Here is a 20,727-nt window from a genome sequence, read left to right on the forward strand (position 1 = left end):
GGCCGCTTCCTAAGGACATGTGACATGTGCCATTGTACTGACGGTCGCGAATGAGGTCGTGTCCATGTCAGGTCATCCCCTGGGCTTCCGGGCCCCGCGGGGTGGCCTCCGGCACGGCCCGGCCCGCGCCATCCCCCACTCGCCGTGCGACGCGTCGCACGGCACCACACCGCTGGGAGGCGGCACGTGAGGAACCGAACGGTTCGACAGAGATTCACCGCACTCTCCACCGCGGCCCTGGCCGCATGCCTGGGCATCGGACTGCTTGTGGCCCCGGCCGGGGCCGCCGAGCCCCGGCCGGCATCCCCGGCCGCGGCACCGGCGCGCACCGGAGCCCCCGAGGCCGGCGGCCCCGCCGCACGCTCCGCCGGAGCACCCGTCCGGGACGCGGACCATCTGGCCGCCGACGCCGTGAGCCCCGCCGACCGGGCTCCGCTCACCGCGTCCAAGGACGCCCTGCGCCGCGACTACGACGCCCCGGACGCCGCCGAGCCGAGCCACCCCGCCCCCTCGATGGCGGCGAAGGCCCGCACCGCGGCGAAGGCCGCCGGAATCGCCCCGGCCGCCGCGTGCTCCGTGGCCGACTTCACCAGCCGCACCGGCAGCGCCCTCGTCCAGCAGATCCGCTCCTCGACGACGGACTGCGTCAACACGCTGTTCTCCGTCAAGGGCAATGACGGCTACCTCGCCTTCCGCGAGTCCCAGATGGTCGCCGTCGCCGACGCCATGCGCGACGGATCGGCCGCCTACCCCGGCGACAGCAGCACCGGAATGCCCCAACTGGTGCTCTACCTCCGGGCCGGCTACTACGTGCAGTACTACGACCCCGGAACGGTCGGCGACTACGGAACGGCCCTGCGCACCTCGATCCGGGGCGCGCTGGACGCCTTCTTCGCCTCGTCGCACTCCCGCGACGTCACCGACGCCAACGGCGAGACCCTGTCCGAGGCGGTCGTCCTCATCGACAGCGCGGAACAGAACGCCCGCTACCTGTACGTCGTCAAGCGGCTGCTCGCCGACTACAACAGCGCGTACGACAGCTCCTGGTACATGCTCAACGCGGTCAACAGCGTCTACACCGTGACCTTCCGCGGCCACCAGGTGCCCGAGTTCGTCAGCGCCGTCGAGGCCGACCCGAGCCTGCTCGACGCGCTCGCCGGATTCGCCCGCGACCACCTCGGCCTGCTCGGCACCGACCGCTCGTACCTGACCTCCAACGCCGGACGGGAACTCGGCCGCTTCCTCCAGGAGGCGTCCCTGCGCCCCAAGGCCCGCCCGCTCGTCATCGACCTCCTGGGCCGCACCGCGATCACCGGGCCGACCGCGCCGCTCTGGGTCGGGCTGGCCGAGATGACCGACTACTACGACCGGGCCGACTGCGCCGCGTACGGCACCTGCGACCTGGCCGCCCGGCTGAAGTCGGCCGTCCTGCCGGTCTCGTACACCTGCAGCGACAGCATCCGCATCCTCGCCCAGCAGATGTCGTCGGCCGATCTGACGAAGGCCTGCACCAGCCTCAAGGGCCAGGACGCCTACTTCCACGGCATCGCCCGGGACGGCGGACCCGTCGCCGGTGACCTCAACAGCACCATCGAAGTGATCGTCTTCGACTCCAGCACCGACTACCAGACCTACGCCGGAGCGATCTACGGGATCGACACCAACAACGGCGGGATGTACCTGGAGGGTGACCCCTCGGCGGCCGGCAACCAGCCCCGGTTCATCGCCTACGAGGCCGAGTGGACGCGGCCGGACTTCCAGATCTGGAACCTCAACCACGAGTACACCCACTACCTCGACGGCCGGTTCGACATGGCCGGTGACTTCGAGGCCAACATCACCACACCGACCATCTGGTGGGTCGAGGGCTTCGCGGAGTACGTCTCCTACTCCTACCGGGGCGTCACCTACGACGACGCCGTCGCCCGCGCCGCGGAGCACACGTACACCCTGCGGACGCTGTTCGACACCACCTACGAGAACGCCGACCAGACCCGCGTCTACAACTGGGGCTATCTGGCCGTCCGCTACATGCTCCAGTCGCACCGCGCCGACGTCGACACCCTGCTGGCCCGCTACCGCGCCGGTGACTGGGCCGGGGCGCGCACCCTGCTCACCTCGACCATAGGCAGCCGCTACGACGCCGACTGGAACACCTGGCTCACCGCCTGCGCGGCGGGCAGCTGCGGGGAGAGCACCGGGCCCGACCCCGACCCGTCCGCGGAGTGCACGGCGGGCGACGCGCGCGAACTGGGCGAGAACTGCGCCCGCAGCGGACAGCGGGCCACCGAGGGCAACTACTCCTATCTGTATCTGTACGTGCCCGCGGGTACCGACAGCCTCACCGTCACCACCAGTGGCGGTACGGGCGACGCCGATCTGTACTACAGCGCGAACGGCTGGGCCACCACCGGCTCGTACACGGCCCGTGCCACCGGCGCCGGAACGGCCCACACGCTGACGATCGACCGTCCGGCGGCGGGTGCCCACTACATCAGCCTGTACGCCGTCCGGGACTTCGCCGATGTGAAGGTGGCGACCCGGTACTGACCCGCGTACGGACCACGGACCACGGGCCACGGGTGCGGTCGCGCATCCGTGGCCCGGAGGTCCGTGCCGCAGGTGGGGGGTGAGGGCCGCGGCACGGACCGGACCGGGGACGGCCTCAGCAGCCGAAGTCGATGAGGTCGAAGGTCGCGTAGTGGTCCGAGGTGTAGTAGTCCTCCTCGTACGCCTCGCCCGTGACGATGCGCCGGGCACCGCGGGTCGGGGAGCCGGGGGTGATCACGGTGTACTCGTGGTAGTAGCCGGTGCTTCGGCCGGGCAGGACGCCTTCCCGGTTCTGGAAGACGGTGCCGTCCTGGGAGTACGGGAACGGGCCGCCCGCCTCGATGAGGTCGAGCGTGTCGTGCGCCTGGGAGGGCAGATCCGAGGAGCAGATGCTGCCGACCGACGCGAGGGAGGCGGCGGAGACGGGGGTGGCGGTGGGGGAGGCGGTCGCGGTCGCCGTGACCGGGCCGCCGACGAGGAGGGCGGACAGAAGGGCGGCAGCGCCGCCGAGCGTGGTGATCCGTGGGGGGATTCGCATGCCACCCATGATGACGCGCGTAGATGCCGCTCCGTCAACGCCAAGTCGAGTGAATTTCCCGGAAGTTAACCGGAACGGGGGATGGCCTCGGTCATGGGTGTGTCCGAGCGGAACAAATGGGGGAGGTTTCGCACGTATTGATGAACGCGGACGCGTGACAGCGCGTAGGCGGGGCATGCATGGCGTGAGGAAGACCGAGCGGAGGGGGACGATTCACAGTGTCGGCGGGGGAGACCATGGAACGTCAGGAACTGGCCCGATTGCATCGCAGAGTCGGCCGCGCAGATTTGGCGGCCGTGGCCGAAGTGCGCGGTGCGGTAAGGGAATTACTTCGATATCGCTGGAAGGAGGAGCCCGCCCGGGTGGCCGAGCTGCTGCTGAGCGAACTGGTCACCAACGCGCTGGTCCACACGGACGACGGAGCGGTCGTCGCCGTCAGCGTGGCGCCTCGCAGACTCCGCGTGGAGGTCCGGGACTTCGTCCCCGGGATGCCCGTGTCGCACGTACCGGACGCCGACGACGGTACGCACGGCAGGGGCCTGGTCCTGGTGGAGAGTCTCGCGGACGCCTGGGGCGTCAGCACCCGCGGTCCGGGCAAGGTGGTCTGGTTCGAACTCGACGGCGAACGGCCCTGACGGTCGACGGGGACCATCAGGGCCGTTTCCGCCGGACGGAGTCCGGAGCGGTGGTTCAGCCGAACTGCTGCTCCAGATCCTTCAGCTTCTGCTCCAGCGAGTCGAGCCGGGGCAGGGCCTGGGTGTCGTCCTCGGCGGTGAGGTCCACCGTCCGGGGATCAGTCCCGTTCAGCTCCGGCACGTCCCGCGACTGCGGGCCGTTGACGGCCTGCAGGGACGGCCGGGGCCTCAGGGGCAGCTGTCCCGCTTCCGATATGGCGGGCTCCGCGACGGACTGCGTGGAGGCCGACGCCGGGGCGATGGCCTGCACATCCACCTGGGCGGGTGCGCGGCCGATCCGGGTCCAGGCGCGGTTCTGCCGGTTCAGGGCCTTGATGTGTGCCCGGTCCAGCTTCTCCTGGTCGCGTCTGCGGAGACGGTTCTGCTCTTTCTCCCGGCGGTCCTCCCGCACCTCGTCGACCGCCTCGTCCAGGGTGCGGACGCCCTCCAGGAGCATCAGCGACCAGGCGCCGTAGGTCTCCCGGGGAGCGCGCAGCCAGCGGACGATACGGATCTGCGGCAGCGGGCGGGGCACCAGGCCCTGCTCGCGCAGCGCCGCGCGACGGGTCTGCTTCAGCGCGCGGTCGAACAGCACCGCGGCCGAGAGCGACATCCCCGCGAAGAAGTGCGGGGCGCCCGCGTGGGTCAGACCGCGCGGGGCGTGCACCCAGTTGAACCAGGCGGCCGCCCCGGCGAACGTCCACACCAGCAGGCGCGAGCCCAGGGCCGCGTCACCGTGGCTGGCCTCGCGCACGGCGAGGACCGAGCAGAACATGGCGGCCCCGTCGAGCCCGAAGGGCACCAGGTACTCCCAGCCCCCGGAGAGGCTGAGGTTTTGCCGGCCGAAGCCGACGAGGCCGTGGAAGGAGAGGGCCGCCGCGACCGCGGCGCAGCAGAACAGCAGGACGTAGGAGGCGGTGGCGAACAGCGCCTCCTTGCGTCTGCGCCGTTCCTCGCTGCGCTCCCAGGAGTCGTCGGCCGCGGATGTGTCAGAGGCGCGCTTGCCGCGCGCGACCACCGTAGCCGCCGCCATGACCCCCGCCAGCAGCACGACGGCCGGCAGCAGCCAGTCAAGCGATATGTCGGTCAGTCTCATGCGCGGTCCCTTGTGTCACGTAGGCGTTTCGGACGCCATCGTGCCGGGGAATTCCACGCTTCCAGGCGGTTTCGGTGCAAGAGAACGCCAATGGGGTGGCGGAGTCGTGGGATATTCACGATCTGGTCGAATACCCATACGGATAAGCCGAGTTGGGTTCGAATTACGCCCTCCCCGCGGGCGGCGCGGATCAGGGCGCGGGCATCAGCCGGCGGACCCGTTCCGCGTCACAGGTGCGCGGGCAGGTGACGCAGGTGTCCTCGGGGCGCAGCGTGTAGAACATGCAGCAGCTCGCCCGGTCCCGGGTCGGCAGCGACTCCCCGCCGGGCCCGGTCAGTTCGCGGAAGCCCGGTGTGCCGACGTACGGCTTCGCGGTGCCCGGCAGCAGCGCCTCCAGCTCGGCCATCGCGCGCGGCTCCTCGCCGAGCAGGGCGCCGATGTACCAGAGCCCCTCGACGATCTCGTCGGTCGCCATGCCCCACAGCGCCCGGCGCCCGCGCCGCATCCGCGGCCGGAAGCCTTCGAGCACCGGCCCCAGGTGCTCGGCCACGGCCGCCAGCACCTCGGCGCGCAGCGCGGCTTCGTCGGCCACCACCCGCGCGCCCGGCAGCCCCGCCGCGGGATCGTCCGGCAGGCAGGCGAACTCCGTGACGCGGACGGTCAGATGGCCCAGCGCCCGCTGGAACGCCACGTCCTCGACGGGGATCCTCGGCACCCGGCGGTGCAGGAACCACGGCACCGTCACCAACAGGCAGGCCGGCCACGCGTAGCGGTGCAGTCCGAAACCGGCGACCACGTCCGGCCGGGCCCGTTCGCCGTAGTCCCGCACCACCTGCTCGTCGTCCCAGACGAGGAAGGCGTCGAGCGCGGAGCCGCCGGCCGCGAGCTCGTGCGCGCCCACCCATCCGGCACCGTCGGGCGAGGGGGCGCCGGCCGGCAGGGCCTCGGCGCGCAGCCCCGGGAAGACCTCGGCCAGCCGCGCGTACGCGTCCGTCACCGCCGAGGCCGTCGAGCCGGGGGCAAGCGTGGGAAGGGTCATGCAGGGACCACCGAATCGCGATCGTTTGCAGGTAAGCCTTACCTTACCCGACGCGATCGATGTTTGAACTGCGGGCCCTTGCGCCTATCGTGCACAAGGGGCCCGGTGTGCGCGAGCCGTGCCCGCGAAGGCCGAGGAGGTACCCGTGGAGCAGGGCAGAGCGCGTGAGGACGCGTGGGCGCCGTACGTGTCCGCCGCCCCCATGACCGCGTCCTCGTCCGTCCGGGTGCCCGAACAGGCCCGGGGCGAGCACACCCACAGCGAGCCGCCCGCCCCCCGGGCCACGGTGCGCCGGCACTCCGTGCGCGGCCAGATCCTGGACGCGCTGCGGGCCGCCCTCGTCGACGGCGAGCTGGTCCCCGGCCAGGTCTACTCCGCCCCGGCGCTCGGCGCCCGCTTCGGTGTCTCCGCCACCCCGGTGCGCGAGGCGATGCAGCAGCTCGCCGTCGAGGGCGCCGTGGAGGTCGTGCCGAACCGGGGCTTCCGGGTCTCCGAGCGCGGTCCGGGCGAGCTGGCCGAGCTGGCCGAGGTGCGCGCCCTGATCGAGGTCCCCGTGATGCTGCGGCTCGCCCGCACCGTGCCCCCGGCCGCCTGGTGCGCGCTGCGCCCGCTGGCCGACGCCACGGTCGCGGCGGCGGCGGTCGGCGACCGGGCGAGCTACGCGGAGGCCGACCGGGCCTTCCACGGGGCGGTGCTCGCCCTGGCCGGGAACACCCAGCTGGTGATGGTCGCCGACGATCTGCACCGTCGCTCCCAGTGGCCCCTGGAGGACAACCCCGCCACCCGCCGGGCCGATCTGCTGGCCGACGCCGCCGAGCACACCGCCCTCCTGGACGCGCTGATCGCCCAGGACGTGGCCGTGGTGCAGTCGCTGGTGCGGGAGCACTTCGCGGGCGCGGACCGCTGACCCTCCCCGGACCGCCGACCCGCCCCCGGCCGGGCCACCGTCCGGCCGGGGGATCCGGACGGGTTCAGTTCGCCTCGGCCGTCGCCGGGTCCGGCGGGTCCAGATGCGGTGCCAGCCAGGTCGGCACGCCGCCCAGCAGCCGGAACAGCCGTCCCGCCTCGGCGCGCAGCCGGGCCGCCTCCTCCGGCTCGGGCTCCGAATCGGCCATGGCGATGAGGGCCGGGGCCGTACCGACCAGATAGCCCAGCTCCTCCCTTATCCGCAGCGACTCCGCGAAACCGTGCCGGGCCTCCGCCAACTCGCCCTCGCGCAGGGCGATCAGGGCCAGATGGCGCCAGGTGGAGGAGAGCAGCAGCGCGTCCCCCTGGGCGGTCGCCCCGGCGTGCGCCCTGCGGTACGCGGCACGCGCGGCCTGCGGCGAATCGGCGATGTTCTGCGCGATCAGGCCCCGGCGGAAGTCCAGCAGCGGGCGGGCCGGTGCGGCGGGGGAGAGCAGGGCGGCGGCCCGGCCGAGCGCCACCCGGGCCTCGTCCGCCCGGTCGCGCACCCCGAGGAGGGTGGAGGCGTACGCCAGATGGCCGCGTTCGCAGGCCGCGGCCCCGCGCTCGGCGTCGTCCTGGGCCATGGCCTCGGCGGTGCGCAGCGCGTCCTCGGCCTCCGTCCAGCCCTGGCCGGTGTACAGACAGCGCTCGGTCAGCAGGGCCGTGCGCTGGAGGGCCGCGGCCGGGTCGGTGGCGGCGTCGTGTTCGAGCAGGGCGGCCGCGTCCGTCCAACAGGCGCGCGACCGCAGGCGCCATACCGCTGTCTGGAGCGGCGGATCGTCATCTGCTGTCGTTCCGGAACCAGACATGGCGGTATGCGCCACATTGCCCTCCCCGAGCGCGCCATCGAGCTGTGGAGAGCGTCCGGACCCCCTCGGGGGCGGACACTCGGAGTCTGGCCGCATCACAGCACGGATTGGCACGCCGGGCCAAGAGGTCGAGTCAAGGATAGGTGAAACTTTTCACAATCGACCGGGTGTGCACGGGGCCCGGCGCGGGCCCGGGGCGTCAGCTCATCCGCAGGGCGAGGAAGAAATCGAGCTTGTCCTCCAGCCGGGAAAGGTCACGACCCGTCAACTGCTCGATACGCCCCACCCGGTAGCGCAACGTGTTGACGTGCAGGTGGAGCCGCGAGGCGCAGCGGGTCCACGATCCGTCGCAGTCCAGGAACGCCTCCAGGGTCGGGATCAGCTCCGCGCGGTGGCGCCGGTCGTAGTCGCGCAGCGGGTCGAGCAGACGTGCGGTGAACGCGCGCCGCACGTCGTCCGGGACGAACGGCAGGAGCAGCACGTGCGAGGCCAGCTCGTGGTGGCCGGCCGCGCAGACCCGCCCCGGCCGGGCCGCCGCCACCCGCCGGGCGTGCCGGGCCTCCTCCAGGGCGCCGCGCAGCCCCTCCGGCGAATGCACCGAGGCGCTGACGCCCAGGGTGAGCCGGCCGTCGTCGGCCAGTCCCGCGGAGAGCGGGGTCCGCACCGCGTCCAGCAGCGTGTCGGCGTGCAGTGCCGGGTCCTCCGGGGCCTCCCCGGCCGCGGCCCCCTCCGTGTCCGCCGCCGGGAGGGCGGGCAGCGGGACGAGCGCGACGGCCTCATCACCCGTATGGGCGACGGCGATCCGGTCGGCGGAATCGGGGCCCGAGAGCGCGGGGTCGATCAGGATCTCCTCCAGCAGCGCCTGCGCGGCCGGGCCGCCGGCGATCCCGGAGCCGGAGCCGCCGGGCGCCCCGTGCTCGTCCCACTCCACCCGGGCCACGACCACCTGCCAGTGCGGCGCCGCGCCGAGCCCCGGCAGCAGCACCGGGGCGGCCACCCGCAGCCGGGCGGCGATCTCGGCGGGCGGCGCCCCCGCCTGGACCAGCTCCAGTACCTCCTGGGCCAGCCGGCGGCGCACCGTCCGGGCGGCGTCCCGCCGCTCCCGCTCCACCGCGATCAGCTGGGTGACGCCCTGGAGCAGATCGAGCCGGGCGGCCGGCCAGTCGCCCGCGTCGGCCTCCACGGCCAGCAGCCAGTCCGACAGGACCGACTCCCGGACGTCCCGGGAGGCCGGCGCGGCGCCCCGGCCGGCGTTCCGGATCGGGAACAGCGCGTACGTCACGCCACCGCTCACGGCCCGGTGCGGGGCGCGGCGGCCCGCGCGCACCGCGGCCAGATGCGCCCCCGCCAGCTCCGCGCCGACCGGGGCGGGCAGCGGCTCACCGGAGCCCGCGATCCGCCGCCCGGTGGGGGAGAGCACCCAGGCCCGCAGGTCGAGATCGGAGCCGAGCAGATCGAGCACCGCCTCCGGGCCGCCGCCCGCCGGGCCCGAGGTCATCAGCCGGCGGTGCCGGTCCACGACGGCCGCCAGGTCCCCGGCGCGCTCGCCCGACACCTGGCGCACCACATGCTCGGTGATCGTTGCGAACGCAACCGTCTCATGGACCGCGAACAGCGGGAGCCGGTGCCGGCGGCACGCCTCGACCAGGTCCTCCGGGATGTCGCCCAGCTCCGCCTCGCCCGCCGCGAGACCGGCCACGCCGGCCGCCGCCAGGATCCGTACGAAGGGCTCCGCGTCCCCGGCGTCCCGGCGCCAGGCCAGCCCGGTCAGCACCAGCTCGCCGCCCGTGAGATAGCGGCTCGGATCACGCAGATCCGTGGTCATCACACCGCGGACCGAACGGTCCAGTTCGTCCTCGCCGCCGAGCAGCCGCAGGCCGAGGGCATCCGTCTCCAGCAGGGTGCGCAGCCGCATCTCGTCGCCGTTCTCTTTCGTTCGTGCGGGGAAGAACTGGGTATTGCCGCGAGGTAACGAGTCCCCGCCATTCGTTCGAATCTACAAGACGGGGGCGGAGACCAGCCAACTCCTTCATGGTTTCGGTGACTGCACCAGGTGGAGCAGGGCTTGTGTACTGGGCCGCACACCGCGTGAACAAGACATGAACAGGAACCGGGCCGGCCGTCCCCCAGCCCCAGCGAACGACCGATCGAGAAGAGAGCCACTCATGGACTTCCTTCGCCCCGCCAGCTGGGAGGAGGCGCTCGCCGCCAAGGCCGAGCACCCGACGGCTGTACCCATCGCGGGCGGCACCGATGTGATGGTCGAGATCAACTTCGACCACCGGCGGCCCGAGCAGCTGCTCGACCTGAACCGCATCGGTGAGCTGACCGAGTGGGAGGTGGGCCCCGAGAGCGTACGGCTCGGCGCCTCGGTGCCGTACAGCAGCATCATGGAACACCTGCGGACCGAGCTGCCCGGACTGGCGCTCGCCTCGCACACCGTCGCCTCGCCGCAGATCCGCAACCGGGGCGGCGTCGGCGGCAACCTGGGCACCGCCTCGCCCGCCGGGGACGCCCACCCCGCCCTGCTCGCCGCCGGCGCCGAGGTCGAGGCCGCGTCCGTCCGGGGCACCCGGATGATCCCCATCGACGCCTTCTACACCGGCGTCAAGCGCAACGCCCTGGAGCCCGACGAGCTGATCCGGGCCGTCCACATCAAGAAGGCCGACGGGCCGCAGCAGTACTCCAAGGTCGGCACCCGCAACGCGATGGTCATCGCCGTCTGCGCCTTCGGCCTCGCCCTGCACCCCGAGACCCGCACGGTCCGCACCGGCATCGGCTCCGCCGCCCCGACACCCGTCCGGGCCAAGGAGGCCGAGGAATTCCTGAACGCCGCCCTGGAGGAGGGCGGCTTCTGGGACAGCCGGGCGATCATCACCCCCTCCGTCGCCACCCGGTTCGCCCAGCTCGCCGCGGGCGCCTGCAACCCGATCGACGATGTGCGCGGCACCGCGAGCTACCGCCGCCACGCCGTCGGGATCATGGCCCGCCGGACCCTCGGCTGGACCTGGGAGTCCTATCGCGGCCAGGGCCGCAGCACCGAAGGAGCCGCCTGATCATGCGCGTCAATTTCACGGTCAACGGCCGCCCGCACGAGGCCGACGACGTCTGGGAGGGCGAGTCCCTCCTCTACGTCCTGCGCGAGCGGATGGGCCTGCCCGGCTCCAAGAACGCCTGCGAACAGGGCGAGTGCGGCTCCTGCACCGTCCGCCTCGACGGGGTGCCCGTCTGCTCCTGCCTGGTCGCCGCCGGCCAGGTCGAGGGCCGCGACGTCGTCACCGTCGAAGGACTGGCCGACTTCGCCGCCCACCGCGCCGAGGCCCACCCCGGCACCGGCTGCGCCTCCGGCGCCTGCGGCGTCACGGTCGACACGGCGCAGCGTTGGAAGGCCAGGCCCACCGCCGAGGAGACCCGCGACACCGGAGCGCTCTCCCCGATCCAGCAGGCCTTCATCGACGCGGGCGCCGTCCAGTGCGGCTTCTGCACCCCCGGCCTGCTGGTCGCCGCGGACGAACTGCTGGAACGCAACCCGGAACCGTCCGACGCGGACATCCGCGAGGCGCTCTCCGGCAACCTCTGCCGCTGCACCGGCTACGAGAAGATCCTCGACGCGGTCCGTCTCGCGGCCGCCCGCGCGGAAGAGGCGGTCTAGACGATGGGCGTCACCGGATCCCCCACCAACATCAACCAGGGAACCCGCACCAGGGGCGGCATCGGCGAGTCCACGCTGCGCCCCGACGGCATCCTGAAGGTCACCGGCGAGTTCGCGTACTCCTCCGACATGTGGCACGAGGACATGCTCTGGGGCCACACCCTGCGCTCCACCGTCGCGCACGCCGAGATCCGCTCCATCGACGTCTCCGAGGCGCTCGCCACCTCCGGCGTCTACGCCGTGCTCACCTACGACGACCTGCCGGCCGAGGTGAAGAACTACGGGCTGGAGATCCAGGACACCCCCGTCCTCGCCCACGGCCGGGTCCGCCACCACGGCGAACCGGTCGCGCTGGTCGCCGCCGACCACCCGGAGACGGCCCGCCGCGCCGCCGCGAAGATCCGCATCGACTACCGCGAACTGCCGGTCGTCACCGACGAGGCGTCCGCGACCGCGCCCGGCGCGCCCCTCATCCACGAGAACCGCGACGACCACCACATCGGGCACGTACCGCACCCCAACATCGTCCACCGCCAGCCCATCGTCCGCGGCGACGCCGAGGCCGCGAAGGCCCGCGCCGACGTGGTGGTCAGCGGCGAATACGTCTTCGGCATGCAGGACCAGGCCTTCCTCGGCCCCGAGTCCGGCCTCGCGGTCCCCGCCGAGGACGGCGGAGTCGACCTCTACGTCGCCACCCAGTGGCTCCACTCCGACCTGCGCCAGATCGCCCCCGTCCTCGGCCTGCCCGAGGACAAGGTCCGCATGACGCTCTCCGGCGTCGGCGGCGCCTTCGGCGGACGCGAGGACCTGTCGATGCAGATCCACGCCTGCCTGCTCGCCCTGCGCACCGGCAAACCCGTCAAGATCGTCTACAACCGCTTCGAGTCCTTCTTCGGACACGTCCACCGCCACCCCGCCAAGCTCTGGTACGAACACGGCGCCACCCGCGACGGCAAGCTCACCCACATGAAGTGCCGCATCGTGCTGGACGGCGGCGCCTACGCCTCCGCCTCCCCGGCCGTCGTCGGCAACGCCTCCTCGCTCTCCGTCGGCCCCTATGTCGTCGAGGACGTCGACATCGAGGCGATCGCCCTCTACACCAACAACCCGCCCTGCGGCGCGATGCGCGGCTTCGGCGCGGTCCAGGCCTGCTTCGCCTACGAGGCGCAGATGGACAAGCTGGCCGCCGCGCTCGGCATGGACCCGGTCGAGTTCCGTCAGCTCAACGCCATGGAACAGGGCTCCCTGCTGCCCACCGGACAGCGGGTCGACTCGCCCGCCCCGGTCGCCGAACTGCTCCGCCGGGTCAAGGCCCGCCCCCTGCCGCCCGAGCGCCAGTGGGAGAGCGCGGGCGCCGGCCCCGACGTACGCGCCCTGCCCGGCGGACTCTCCAACACCACGCACGGCGAGGGCGTCGTCCGGGGCGTCGGCTACGCGGTCGGACTGAAGAACGTCGGCTTCTCCGAGGGCTTCGACGACTACTCCACCGCCCGGGTGCGCATGGAGGTCATCGCCGGCGAACCCGTCGCGACCGTCCACACCGCCATGGCCGAGGTCGGGCAGGGCGGTGTCACCGTGCACGCCCAGATCGCCCGGACCGAACTCGGCGTCGCCCAGGTCACCATCCACCCCGCCGACACCCGGGTCGGCTCCGCCGGATCGACGTCCGCCTCCCGGCAGACGTACGTCACGGGCGGCGCCGTGAAGAACTCCTGCGAGGCCGTGCGGGAACAGGTGCTGGAGATGGGGCGCCGCAAGTTCGGCACCTACCACCCGGCCTGGGCCACCGCCGAACTCCTCCTGGAGGGCGGCAAGGTGGTCACCGACGGCGGCGAGGTGCTGGCCGACCTCGTCGACGTCCTGGAGGACGAGGCGGTCGACGTCGAGCTGGAGTGGCGCCACCGGCCCACCGAGCCCTTCGACCTGCGGACCGGCCAGGGCAACGGCCACGTCCAGTACTCCATCGCCGCCCACCGCGCCGTCGTCGAGGTCGACACCGAACTCGGCCTGGTCAAGGTCATCGAACTGGCCTGCGCCCAGGACGTCGGCAAGGCCCTCAACCCGCTGTCCGTCCTCGGCCAGATCCAGGGCGGCACCCTCCAGGGCATGGGCGTCGCCGTCATGGAGGAGATCATCGTCGACCCCACGACCGCGAAGGTGCGCAACCCCTCCTTCACGGACTACCTCCTCCCCACCATCCTCGACACCCCGACCATCCCGGTCGATGTGCTCGAACTCGCCGACGAGCACGCCCCGTACGGGCTGCGCGGCATCGGCGAGGCCCCCACCCTGTCGTCCACCCCGGCCGTCCTCGCGGCGATCCGGAACGCGACGGGGCTGGAGCTCAACCGGACCCCGGTCCGCCCGGAGCACCTCACCGGCACCTGACCGGAGCTCCCCCACCACGCTCCGGGCGGTGCGCGCCCAGGGAACGTCACACCCTCCCCGCCGCACCGCCCGGAGTCACCGGATCCCGCACCGCTCGCGGGCCCCGGACCGTTCCGCGGCGGCGTTCCGGCGCCGCCGGCCGTACCCGTTCCTCACCACTTCGCATGAACAGTTCGTCTCGGGCCGTCCCCCGGGTCGTGCCGCCAGCGCAGTCATCCCAAATCCCGCATATCGATTCGTCATCGCGGGTGCCCCTGTGAACCTTGGGAGTCAGGCATCATGACCCAGCAGTCAGTGGAACCGAAGACCGGCGCCAAGGAGGCGGGCCGCGGCTCGCGCGTCCCCGCCGGAAGATCATGGCTCGACCGGTACTTCCACATATCCGAGCGCGGATCGACCGTCGCCACCGAGGTGCGCGGCGGCGTCACCACCTTCATGGCGATGGCGTACATCCTGCTGCTCAACCCGCTCATCCTCGGCGGCAAGGACGTCGACGGCAACGTCCTCAGCCAGCCCGGACTGATCACCGCCACCGCGCTCGCCGCCGCCGCGACCACCCTGCTGATGGGCTTCGTCGGCAAGGTCCCGCTCGCCCTCGCCGCGGGGCTCAGCGTCTCCGGCGTGCTGTCCTCGCAGGTCGCCCCGGAGATGACCTGGCCGCAGGCCATGGGCATGTGCGTGATGTACGGCGTGGTGATCTGCCTCCTGGTGGTCACCGGTCTGCGCGAGCTGATCATGAACGCGATCCCGCTGCCCCTCAAGCACGGCATCACCATGGGCATCGGGCTGTTCATCGCCCTCATCGGCCTCTACAAGGCCGGCTTCGTCGGCAAGGGCACCGCCACCCCGGTCACCCTCGGCCCCACCGGTGAACTCGCCGGCTGGCCCGTCCTCGTCTTCGCGGTGACCCTGCTCCTCATCTTCATGCTCCAGGCCCGCAACATCCCCGGCGCGATCCTCATCGGCATCGTCGTCGGCACCGTGGTCGCCGTCGTCGTCAACAAGGCCGCCGACGTCGACCCGAAGATCTGGAGCAGCGGCCCGCCCGAGCTGAGCGGATCCGCGGTCTCCTCGCCGGACTTCTCGCTCTTCGGCGACGTCGAGTTCGGCGGCTGGGGCGACGTCGGCGCGATGACCGTCGGCTTCATCGTCTTCACCCTGGTGCTGGCCGGCTTCTTCGACGCGATGGCCACCATCATCGGGGTCGGCACGGAGGCCGGGCTCGCCGACGACCGGGGCCGGATGCCCGGTCTCTCCAAGGCGCTGTTCATCGACGGCGCGGGCGGCGCGATCGGCGGTGTCGCCGGAGGCTCCGGCCAGACGGTCTTCGTCGAATCCGCCACCGGCGTCGGGGAGGGCGCCCGCACCGGACTGGCCTCCGTCGTCACCGGCCTCTTCTTCGCGGCCTGCCTCTTCTTCACCCCGCTCACCGCGATCGTGCCGGCCGAGGTGGCCTCCGCCGCCCTCGTCGTCATCGGTGCCATGATGATGCAGAACGCCCGGCACGTGGACTGGAGCGACCGCTCGGTGGCCGTCCCGGTCTTCCTGACCGTGGTCCTGATGCCCTTCACGTACACCATCACCACCGGGGTGGCCGCCGGTGTCATCTCGTACGTCGCCATCAAGGCGGCCCAGGGCCGGGCCCGCGAGGTCGGCGCCTTCATGTGGGGACTGACGGTGATCTTCGTCGTCTACTTCGCCCTGCACCCGATCGAGAGCTGGCTGGGCGTCAGCTGACCCTTCCCGTAGGCCGTTCCCCCCATTCGTCCGCCAAGGAGACCGAGATGCTGGACATCGCCGAGGAGCTCGACCGATGGACCGGGCAGGGCCGCGACTTCGCCGTGGCCACCGTCGTCGCCGTCGGCGGCAGCGCGCCCCGGCAGCCCGGGGCCGCGCTCGCCGTCGACCGCGACGGCACCGCGATCGGCTCGGTCTCCGGCGGATGCGTGGAGGGCGCGGTCTACGAGCTGTGCCGGCAGGCGCTCGACGACGGCACCCCCGTCCGCGAACGCTTCGGCTACAGCGACGAGGACGCCTTCGCCGTGGGGCTGACCTGCGGCGGCGTCATCGACATCCTGGTGACACCGGTACGGGCGGACGACCCCGCCCGCCCGGTGTTCGCCGCCGCGTTCGCCGCCGCCGCGCGGGGGGAGGCGGCGGCGCTCGCCCGGATCGCCGACGGACCCGCCGAACTGCTCGGACGGCCGCTGCTCGTCCGGCCGGACGGCGGGGCGGAGGGCGGGCTCGGCGGCCATCCGGAACTGGACCGCACCGCCGCCGCCGAGACCCGGGCCCTGCTCGACGCCGGGCGCACCGGCACCCTCACCATCGGCGCGGACGGCTCCCGCTGCGGCCGGCCGCTCACCCTGCTCGTCGAGTCCAGCGTCCCGCCGCCCCGGATGATCGTGTTCGGGGCCATCGACTTCGCGGCGGCCCTGGTGCGGGCCGGGAAGTTCCTCGGCTACCACGTCACGGTGTGCGACGCCCGGCCCGTCTTCGCGACCCGGGCCCGCTTCCCGGAGGCCGACGAACTCGTCGTCGAATGGCCGCACCGCTATCTCGCCGCGACCGGGGTGGACGCGCGCACCGTGCTCTGCGTCCTCACCCACGACGCCAAGTTCGACATCCCGCTGCTGGAGACCGCGCTCCGGCTCCCCGTCGCCTACATCGGCGCGATGGGCTCGCGCCGCACCCATCTGGACCGCAACGACCGGCTGCGCCGGGTCGGGGTGACGGAAGCGGAACTGGCCCGGCTGCACTCGCCGATCGGCCTCGACCTCGGCGCCCGCACCCCCGAGGAGACCGCCCTGTCCATCGCCGCCGAGATCGTCGCCGAGCGGCGCGGTGGCAGCGGACGCCCGCTCACCGGCGCGCACACCCCGATCCACCCGGCCCCGGCTCCCGTCGGACGGCTCGGATCCGCCGCCTGAGAGCAGGCCGTCCGCGATTCCGGAAACGGCGGCGCTCCGAGGCGGCGGTTTTCCGCCGCGGCGGTTTCCCGCCAGCGGTGCCCCCTGACCAACCGGTGTAATTGATCGTTAGATCACTGCATGACATCAACACCCTCCACCCCCGTCGACCGGGCCGGACCGGCCCGCGCACGGCGCCGGGCCCTCCTCATAGCGACGTCCGTCGCCCTGGTGAGCGGTGCGCTGCTGCCCGTCACGGGTACCGCCGCCGCGGCAGGACCCGCGCCGAGCGCCGACCGGAGCGCTCCGGTCCACGACTACGACATCACGCTGGTCACCGGCGACGTGGTCCACTACGCCGACGGCGTCGGCAAGCAGGACACCGTCACCGTGGACCGTCCGGACGGCGCGGTGGGCGGGGTGCACGTCCAGCAGGCCGGCGACGACCTCTACGTCCTGCCCGACGAGGCCACGGGCCTGATCGCCGCGGGCAAGCTGGACCGCCGCCTCTTCAACGTCACCGCTCTCGCGAAGATGGGCTACGACGACGCGCGCACCGGCGGTATCCCGCTGATCGCCACCTACCCGGCGGGCAAGGCGCGGTCGCTGCCCGCCGCTCCGCGCGGCAGCAGGACCGTCCGGACCCTGGAGTCCATCCACGGTGCGGCGCTGACGGCCGGCAAGGACACCACGCGCGCCTTCTGGAACGACATCGCGCGCACGTCCACGACCCGCTCGCTGGACAACGGCATCGCGAAGCTCTGGCTCGACGGCAGGGTCGAGGCCGCGCTCAAGGACTCCGTCCCGCAGATCAACGCCCCGCAGGCGTGGGCCGACGGATACGACGGCAAGGGCATCAAGGTCGCCGTCCTGGACACCGGCATCGACGAGGACCACCCGGACGTCAAGGACCGCCTCCTGGAGGCCAAGAGCTTCGTCCCGGGCGAGGAGGTCGACGACAAGCACGGCCACGGCACGCATGTCGCCTCCACCATCGCGGGCTCCGGCGCCGCGTCCGACGGCCTCAACAAGGGGGTCGCCCCCGGCGCCGGCCTGATCGTCGGCAAGGTGCTGAGCGACGAAGGCTCCGGTGCCGACTCGGGCATCATCGAGGGCATGGAGTGGGCCAAGGCGGAGGGCGCCGACGTCGTCTCCATGAGCCTCGGCTCCGACGTCTCCGACGACGGCACCTCCCCGATGGCCCAGGCGGTCGACGCGCTGTCCACCGACGGCGGTCCGCTGTTCGTGATCGCCGCGGGCAACGCCTACGGCGCCGGCACCATCGGCGCGCCTGGCTCGGCGGAGAAGGCGCTCACCATCGCCGCCGTCGACAAACAGGACAACCGCGCGGACTTCTCCTCCATGGGGCCGCTGACCCGCTCCTACGGCCTCAAGCCGGACCTCTCCGCGCCCGGAGTCGGGATCAACGCGGCCGCCTCGCAGTCGGTCCCCGGCATCGAGGGCATGTACCAGTCCATGGACGGCACGTCGATGGCGACCCCGCACGTCGCGGGCGCGGCAGCCATCCTCAAGGAGCGTCACCCCGACTGGTCCGGTCAGCGCATCAAGGACGCGCTGATGAGCTCGTCCAAGGTGCTGCCGGCCTACACGCCGTACGAGCAGGGCACCGGTCGGGTCGACGTCAAGGCCGCGATCGACACGACGATCGAGGCCACCGGCTCCGTCGAGGTCGCTTCCTACGCCTGGCCCCACAGCGCGTCCGACCCGGTCGCCGAGCGGACGATCACGTACCGCAACAGCGGCACGAAGGATGTCACCCTCGATCTGGCGACGGACAGCGACGAGGCCGCGTACACGCTGTCGGTGAAGCAGCTGACCGTCCCGGCCGGTTCGACCGCCGAGGCGGTGCTGAGGCTGGACCCGTCGAAGGTCGCGAACAACACCACCTTCTCCGGCCAGGTCATCGCGACGGACGTCTCGGGCGCCGTCGTCGCGCACACCGGCTTCGCGCTGAACAAGGAGCAGGAGCTCTACGATCTGACGCTCCAGCTCCGCGACCGCTCCGGCAAGCCCATGAACGGCGAGGTCGTCTTCGCCGCTCTCGGCGACGAGAACCTGAGCGTCGTCTCCGTCCCCGGTGACACCACGCTGCGGCTGCCCCCGGGCAGCTACACCGCCTGGTCCGCCGCCGACGTCAAGGGTGACACCGCCGACTCGCAGGCCCTGGCCTTCCTGGCGGCCCCCGAGATCAACCTCGACAAGCCCACCACCGTCTCCCTCGACGCCTCCAAGGCCCACAAGGTCAGCGTGAGGACGCCGCAGGAGTCCGAGACCCGCCAGCTGCGCTACGACATGGCGCGCACCGCGCCGGACGGCACCGTCCAGCGCGACGCGTACCAGATCCCCATCACCTACGACCAGCTGTGGGCGAGCCCCACCAAGAAGGTCAAGCAGGGAAGTTTCTCCTTCCTGACCAGGTGGCGGCAGGGTGAGCGGCAGTTCGACGTCACGGCCGACGGCCGGGACGTTCCGGTCACCGGTCAGGTCGGCTCGCCCGTCGACGAGGACAGCCGCAAAAAGTTCGACGCCGTCTTCGCGGGCAACGGCACCACCGCGGACTACCGGGGCCTCAAGGCCAAGGGCAAGGCCGTCGTCGTGCGCCGCAGCGACGCGGTGTCCCCCGCCGAGCGGATGGCCAACGCCGTCGCCGCGGGTGCCAAGGCGCTCCTCGTCGTCAACGACGGCGACGGTGTGCTGATGGAGACCTACACCGAGGACGGCAGCCCGGCGGCCATCCCGGTCGCCTCCGTGCGGCGCCTGGCCGGCGAGACGCTCGTCAAGGCCGCCCAGCGCGGCAAGAAGCTGACCGTCGAGCAGCACCGGTTCGCGGACTACGTGTACGACCTGGTCGACCGTCACGACGGCACGATCCCGGACCGTTCGCTCGCCTTCGCGCCGTCCGCCCGTCAGCTCGCGAAGGTGGAGAACACCTTCTACGGCGACCGTGACGTGGTCGGTGCCGGCTTCCGCTACGACATTCCGGACTACGGACCGGGCGTCGGTTTCACGGAGTACGAGAAGTACCCCGCCACCCGCACCGAATGGGTCACCCCGCTGCCGGGTGCCTCGTTCTGGTACGAGGACCACGCCCACCGCAACGCGACGAACTCGGACACCGCGCTGGAGCAGCGCAGCGACCAGTTGGACTACTCCGCGGGCCGCACCTACCCCGCCGACTGGTTCGCGCCGGTCAGCCGCCCGCGCCTGGGCACCGGCTACTGGGGTCCGTTCCGCTCCTCGTTCAACGACATCCAGTACAACATCACACCCTGGACGGACGCCGGCGCCGGTCACTCCGGTGCGATGCCCGACCTGGAGTACGACAACAGCAGCATCGCCTTCTACCAGGGCGACACGCTTCTCAAGAAGGACGCGGGCCGCGCGGGTTACGCATGGGACCTCTCGCCCGAGAAGCTTCCGTACCGCCTGGTGCTCGACGCCAACCGTGACGCGAAGACCTGGAAGTCCTCGATCCGGACGCACACCGAGTGGAACTTCGTCTCGGGCGCGCTCGACCCCGAGGGGCCGGCCCAGGCCGACATCCCGATGCTCCAGCTGGACTACAAGGTCGACACCGACCTGGCCGGTGACGTGAAGGCCGGCAAGTGGACCGAGATCGGTCTGTCGTCCACCACGCAGGAGTGGCTGGAGGGCGCGGTGAAGGCCACGAAGGCCACCATGTCCGTCAGCTACGACGACGGGAAGAGCTGGAGCGCGGTGCAGCTCAAGAAGGACGCGGCCGGTTCCTGGACCGCCCGGTTCAAGACGCCGAAGAAGGGCGCCGGATCCGTGTCGCTGAAGGCGCACGCGGAGGGCCCCGGCGGTCTCGCGGTCGACCAGGAGATCATCCGGGCCTTCGGCCTCAAGTGACCTGCTGAGCACCGCGTTCGAGGCGGTCGCGCACCCCGGGGGACCGGGGTGCGCGACCGCCTTTTCCGTGCCCCGCGAAGATCAAAATTTGTCTGCTTTGCCCGTATATGGTGGGCGATAACGCCAGAAAGGGACTTTTTGCGGTGCGACGGAAGTTGCCACGGTGCCATCCGGAGGTTTATAAGAGGAACGTGGCCGAGGCGATTCCGGGAATTCCGGGGATCCGCCGCCAT

The 20,727-nt window shown here is 72.1% G+C and carries 14 protein-coding genes; 9 read left to right on the forward strand and 5 right to left on the reverse strand.

All coding sequences use genetic code 11. The features are described 5' to 3' along the window. The first annotated feature begins 186 nt into the window (after positions 1-186). The gene (locus ACZ4FH_RS06810; RefSeq protein ID WP_467302840.1) at positions 187-2,550 is read left to right on the forward strand and encodes a M9 family metallopeptidase; all 2,364 of its coding nucleotides are present in this window, start codon (positions 187-189) and stop codon (positions 2,548-2,550) included. A gap of 115 nt (positions 2,551-2,665) precedes the next feature. On the opposite strand, the gene ACZ4FH_RS06815 is transcribed toward ACZ4FH_RS06810, so the two are convergent. Then, on the reverse strand, positions 2,666-3,088 hold the full coding sequence (locus tag ACZ4FH_RS06815) for a ribonuclease domain-containing protein (RefSeq protein WP_467302842.1): 423 nt from the start codon (positions 3,086-3,088) through the stop codon (positions 2,666-2,668). 236 nt (positions 3,089-3,324) lie between these two features. Here ACZ4FH_RS06815 and ACZ4FH_RS06820 point away from each other — a divergent pair, with 236 nt between their 5' ends. After that, positions 3,325-3,723, forward strand: a complete 399-nt coding sequence (locus ACZ4FH_RS06820; protein ID WP_467302843.1) for an ATP-binding protein — start codon at positions 3,325-3,327, stop codon at positions 3,721-3,723. 55 nt (positions 3,724-3,778) lie between these two features. Here ACZ4FH_RS06820 and ACZ4FH_RS06825 read toward each other — a convergent pair whose 3' ends face one another. Both ACZ4FH_RS06825 and ACZ4FH_RS06830 read right to left on the reverse strand, forming a co-directional pair. Next, on the reverse strand, positions 3,779-4,858 hold the full coding sequence (locus tag ACZ4FH_RS06825; RefSeq protein WP_383639254.1) for a DUF2637 domain-containing protein: 1,080 nt from the start codon (positions 4,856-4,858) through the stop codon (positions 3,779-3,781). A gap of 190 nt (positions 4,859-5,048) precedes the next feature. Further along, positions 5,049-5,897: a (2Fe-2S)-binding protein gene (locus ACZ4FH_RS06830; RefSeq protein ID WP_467302846.1), complete on the reverse strand. Its 849-nt coding sequence runs from the start codon at positions 5,895-5,897 to the stop codon at positions 5,049-5,051. A 145-nt stretch (positions 5,898-6,042) separates the two neighbouring features. On the opposite strand from ACZ4FH_RS06830, the gene ACZ4FH_RS06835 reads away from it, so the two are divergent. Beyond that, positions 6,043-6,804, forward strand: a complete 762-nt coding sequence (locus ACZ4FH_RS06835; RefSeq protein ID WP_467302847.1) for a GntR family transcriptional regulator — start codon at positions 6,043-6,045, stop codon at positions 6,802-6,804. Between the two features lie 64 nt (positions 6,805-6,868). On the opposite strand, the gene ACZ4FH_RS06840 is transcribed toward ACZ4FH_RS06835, so the two are convergent. Both ACZ4FH_RS06840 and ACZ4FH_RS06845 read right to left on the reverse strand, forming a co-directional pair. Then, positions 6,869-7,654 carry a hypothetical protein gene (locus ACZ4FH_RS06840; protein ID WP_383639263.1) on the reverse strand — a complete coding sequence of 262 codons (786 nt, stop codon included), beginning with the start codon at positions 7,652-7,654 and terminating at the stop codon, positions 6,869-6,871. 199 nt (positions 7,655-7,853) lie between these two features. Next, positions 7,854-9,569, reverse strand: coding sequence for a PucR family transcriptional regulator (locus ACZ4FH_RS06845; protein ID WP_467302850.1), 1,716 nt, complete (start codon positions 9,567-9,569; stop codon positions 7,854-7,856). 250 nt (positions 9,570-9,819) lie between these two features. Here ACZ4FH_RS06845 and ACZ4FH_RS06850 point away from each other — a divergent pair, with 250 nt between their 5' ends. The 6 genes from ACZ4FH_RS06850 to ACZ4FH_RS06875 all read left to right on the forward strand — a co-directional run bounded on the left by ACZ4FH_RS06850 (position 9,820) and on the right by ACZ4FH_RS06875 (position 20,494). Continuing rightward, positions 9,820-10,710 carry an FAD binding domain-containing protein gene (locus ACZ4FH_RS06850; protein WP_467302852.1) on the forward strand — a complete coding sequence of 297 codons (891 nt, stop codon included), beginning with the start codon at positions 9,820-9,822 and terminating at the stop codon, positions 10,708-10,710. Between the two features lie 2 nt (positions 10,711-10,712). Continuing rightward, positions 10,713-11,306: a (2Fe-2S)-binding protein gene (locus ACZ4FH_RS06855; protein WP_467302853.1), complete on the forward strand. Its 594-nt coding sequence runs from the start codon at positions 10,713-10,715 to the stop codon at positions 11,304-11,306. A gap of 3 nt (positions 11,307-11,309) precedes the next feature. Continuing rightward, positions 11,310-13,694 carry a xanthine dehydrogenase subunit D gene (gene pucD, locus ACZ4FH_RS06860; protein WP_467302855.1) on the forward strand — a complete coding sequence of 795 codons (2,385 nt, stop codon included), beginning with the start codon at positions 11,310-11,312 and terminating at the stop codon, positions 13,692-13,694. A 279-nt stretch (positions 13,695-13,973) separates the two neighbouring features. Continuing rightward, positions 13,974-15,431: an NCS2 family permease gene (locus ACZ4FH_RS06865; protein ID WP_467302857.1), complete on the forward strand. Its 1,458-nt coding sequence runs from the start codon at positions 13,974-13,976 to the stop codon at positions 15,429-15,431. A 47-nt stretch (positions 15,432-15,478) separates the two neighbouring features. Next, complete coding sequence (locus ACZ4FH_RS06870) at positions 15,479-16,624, forward strand: XdhC family protein (RefSeq protein WP_467302859.1); 1,146 nt, start codon at positions 15,479-15,481, stop codon at positions 16,622-16,624. A gap of 120 nt (positions 16,625-16,744) precedes the next feature. Next, the gene (locus ACZ4FH_RS06875) at positions 16,745-20,494 is read left to right on the forward strand and encodes a S8 family serine peptidase (protein WP_467302860.1); all 3,750 of its coding nucleotides are present in this window, start codon (positions 16,745-16,747) and stop codon (positions 20,492-20,494) included. Positions 20,495-20,727 lie beyond the last annotated feature (233 nt).

Source organism: Streptomyces sp. NPDC024555, assembly GCF_055559335.1.

What these genes read in the sequence shown, in the direction of transcription:
- ACZ4FH_RS06815 (WP_467302842.1), bottom strand. Translation starts at nt 3,088, where the DNA reads ATGCGAATCCCCCCACGGATCACCACGCTCGGCGGCGCTGCCGCCCTT.
- ACZ4FH_RS06840 (WP_383639263.1), bottom strand. Translation starts at nt 7,654, where the DNA reads ATGTCTGGTTCCGGAACGACAGCAGATGACGATCCGCCGCTCCAGACA.
- pucD (WP_467302855.1), top strand. Translation starts at nt 11,310, where the DNA reads ATGGGCGTCACCGGATCCCCCACCAACATCAACCAGGGAACCCGCACC.
- ACZ4FH_RS06875 (WP_467302860.1), top strand. Translation starts at nt 16,745, where the DNA reads ATGACATCAACACCCTCCACCCCCGTCGACCGGGCCGGACCGGCCCGC.
- ACZ4FH_RS06865 (WP_467302857.1), top strand. Translation starts at nt 13,974, where the DNA reads ATGACCCAGCAGTCAGTGGAACCGAAGACCGGCGCCAAGGAGGCGGGC.
- ACZ4FH_RS06870 (WP_467302859.1), top strand. Translation starts at nt 15,479, where the DNA reads ATGCTGGACATCGCCGAGGAGCTCGACCGATGGACCGGGCAGGGCCGC.
- ACZ4FH_RS06845 (WP_467302850.1), bottom strand. Translation starts at nt 9,569, where the DNA reads ATGCGGCTGCGCACCCTGCTGGAGACGGATGCCCTCGGCCTGCGGCTG.
- ACZ4FH_RS06820 (WP_467302843.1), top strand. Translation starts at nt 3,325, where the DNA reads ATGGAACGTCAGGAACTGGCCCGATTGCATCGCAGAGTCGGCCGCGCA.
- ACZ4FH_RS06825 (WP_383639254.1), bottom strand. Translation starts at nt 4,858, where the DNA reads ATGAGACTGACCGACATATCGCTTGACTGGCTGCTGCCGGCCGTCGTG.
- ACZ4FH_RS06830 (WP_467302846.1), bottom strand. Translation starts at nt 5,897, where the DNA reads ATGACCCTTCCCACGCTTGCCCCCGGCTCGACGGCCTCGGCGGTGACG.
- ACZ4FH_RS06850 (WP_467302852.1), top strand. Translation starts at nt 9,820, where the DNA reads ATGGACTTCCTTCGCCCCGCCAGCTGGGAGGAGGCGCTCGCCGCCAAG.
- ACZ4FH_RS06855 (WP_467302853.1), top strand. Translation starts at nt 10,713, where the DNA reads ATGCGCGTCAATTTCACGGTCAACGGCCGCCCGCACGAGGCCGACGAC.